Source organism: Dietzia sp. DQ11-44, assembly GCF_014145205.1.
GTDB lineage: Bacteria > Actinomycetota > Actinomycetes > Mycobacteriales > Mycobacteriaceae > Dietzia > Dietzia natronolimnaea.
On sequence record NZ_JAALEC010000020.1, the window covers coordinates 1 to 2725 of the forward strand.

The following is a 2725-nucleotide window of genomic DNA, read 5'->3' on the forward strand; positions in this document are numbered from 1 at the left end:
GACCGCCACCCGCCGGCTCCTCGCCCGGGGCCGCCCCAGCGCCGAGAACGCCACGGGCGACATCGTCGTCGGACCGGTACTTCAGGAGAGCGGCGGACAGGACCCAGCCGAGCTCCGGGCCGTCTCCACCCCACACCGACGCGGCGCGCGCCGCGTCCACCACCTCGGAGATCGACGGGGCCTTGCGCAGGGGCAGCTCGCGCAGGCGGCGTGCCTTGTCCACCACGTCGGCCGCCACCGACTCCGGCACCTCCGGAGCGCGGGACCGGACGATCTCCGTCTCCCGCGCGGCGTCCGGGAAGTCCACGTGGAAGTGCAGGCACCGGCGCTTGAGGGCACTGGACAGCTCCCGGGTGTCGTTCGAGGTGAGCACCACCCAGGGCGTCGTGCGTGCGCGGTAGGTGCCGAGCTCCGGGATCGTCACCTGCTTCTCCGCGAGCACCTCGAGCAGCATCGCCTCGAGCGACTCCTCCGTGCGGTCGATCTCGTCGATGAGCAGGACCACCGGGTCCTCGGACGTGATCGCCTCGAGCAACGGCCTGGTCACCAGGAAGTCCTCGCCGTGGATCCCCACCTCCATCTCCGCCAGCGCGGCCGAGGCCGCGGCGAGATCCTCGTGCCCCGCCAGTTCCGCCGTGATCCGGTCCCGGAGCATCTGGACGTGGAGCAGCTGCTTGGCGTAGTCCCACTCGTACAGCGCCCGGGCGTCGTCGAGCCCCTCGTAGCACTGCAGCCGGACCAACCGACGGCCGAACGCGGAGGCCAGCGACTTGGCCAGCTCGGTCTTGCCCACACCGGCCGGCCCCTCCAGCAGCAGCGGCCTGTCGAGGACCGTCGCCAGGTGCACGACCGTCGCCAGCTCACGGTCGACGATGTACCCCGTCCCGCGGAGGGCCTCCGCCAGGACGTCGACGTCGATCACCGCGTCCGCGGGACCCACCTCGTCGGAACTCAGGTCGTCGGGGTGATCCTCGATGACATCCATGGTCGGGCCCTTTCCGTTCTCGGGAGATGGTGGTGTCCCCCGGGGACGGGCGGGACGGATCCGCTCGCCCGCCCCCGGGGACGTCCTGGTGGGGTGCCGCGCCGACCGGTCAGTACGACCCGGTCATGGCGTGCTCGACCATCGGGATCAGCGACTCGACCGTGGACTCACGCGGGTTGCCCGGGGTGCACGCGTCCCCCATCATGTGCTCGGCGATCCGGCGGATGTTCTCCGCCGAGGTGTCGATCCTGTCGCCCTTGCCCTTGTACTTGCCCGTGTCCATCTGGTTCTTCTCGTACAGCCCGGGCGTGATCTGGCTGAAGTTGTCCGGGATGCCGACGTCCTTCGACAACCGGATGGCGGCCTCCACCGCCGCGTCGGCGGCCTGGACGGTCGTCATGTTGCGGGTGTCCACGCCCATCTGCGGCGCGAGTTCGGCGTAGCGCTGGTAGCGCGACGGCAGGTTGTACTCCCACACCCGGGGCAGCGCGATGGCGTTGTTCAGACCGTGGTGCGTGTCGTAGTACGCGCTGATCGCGTGGGACATCGAGTGGATCATGCCCAGGCCGCCCGAGTTGAACGCCTGCGTCGCGATGTACTGCGCGTTCATCATGCCGGTCCGGGCCTCGAGGTTGCGGGGGTCGTACACGGCCGTCGTGAGGTTGTCCGCCACGAGCTTGGTCGCGTACAACGCGTTGCCCAGCGACGGGGCGAAGTCGAGCCGGGACACGTACGGCTCCGAGCAGTGCGCGAGGACGTCGAAACCGCAGTACGCGGTGAAGTGCTGCGGGCAGGAGTAGTAGAGGAGCGGGTCGTCCATCGCCAGCGAGACCAGGCTGGCGTCGTCGAACGCGACCCACTTGTGCGGGTGGTCCATGTCCGAGGTGTCCGTGATCACGTACGCCCACGAGGTCTCCGCGCCGGTGCCCGCCGTGGTGGACACCGCGATGTGCGGCGGGTTCTCGAAGTTGGTGGACTTGGAGAAGCCCTGGAACTCGTTGATGTCGCGGCCGTCGTGGGCGATCACCACGCGGGCGCCCTTGGCGGCGTCATGACTGGAGCCGCCGCCCACCGAGATGATGCCGTCGCACTTCTCCGAGTTGTAGAGCGCGGCGGCGTCCATGACGTTGTAGTCCTTGGGGTTGGACTCGACCTTGTCGAAGACGACGACGTCGAGGCCCTGGTACTCGATCTTGCCCTTGAGCTCCTCGATGATGCCCGAGCCGCGCAGTCCGGTGGTCATGATGAGGACCCGGGTCATCCCCAGCTTCTTGGCCTCCACGCCGAGGATGTCGTGTGCACCCACCCCCAACAGTGCCTTGGGGAGAGGGTGGAACTCCTTGATCGGCATGTCCCAGATCTGATTCAGTTCGATCGCCATCGTGCGCCTCCTGCTCGAGCGACCCCCACCATCGGCGGGGCGGTGATTGTGACACCGATCACTCTTGTCCGGCGGGCGCCCCGTCCGGAACAGCTACCGCGGGGTTCTGCCCACCCGGCGCACCGGGGACGGTCCGGATGGCACCGATGCACCTACCCGAGTGGACGGGTCGAGCCCGGTTCGGTGCCGACCGCCGCCTCCGCGCCCCTCACGCCCCGAAGCGCTGATCGAGGACACGACACCGCGCCTCGGCCGCCGCGATCGTCGAGGCGTCCGCGTACCGCGACCGGGCCAGGCTCCGCCATGCGGCGAGATCCTCACGCCCGGCGCCGCCGACCCAGGCCCTGAGCACGGGGAGA

2 protein-coding genes are annotated in these 2725 nt (G+C 69.5%); both read right to left on the minus strand.

The window, feature by feature from the left end; translation table 11 throughout:
• On the minus strand, window positions 1-985 hold a 985-nt coding region (locus G6018_RS00565), incomplete at its 3' end, for a MoxR family ATPase (RefSeq protein ID WP_182638460.1).
• A gap of 109 nt (window positions 986-1094) precedes the next feature.
• Complete coding sequence (mdo, locus tag G6018_RS00570) at window positions 1095-2366, minus strand: NDMA-dependent methanol dehydrogenase (RefSeq protein WP_067714967.1); 1272 nt, start codon at window positions 2364-2366, stop codon at window positions 1095-1097.
• Window positions 2367-2725 lie beyond the last annotated feature (359 nt).

Excerpts from the sequence above, each read along its gene's own strand:
- mdo (WP_067714967.1), bottom strand. The coding sequence starts at position 2,366 with ATGGCGATCGAACTGAATCAGATCTGGGACATGCCGATCAAGGAGTTC.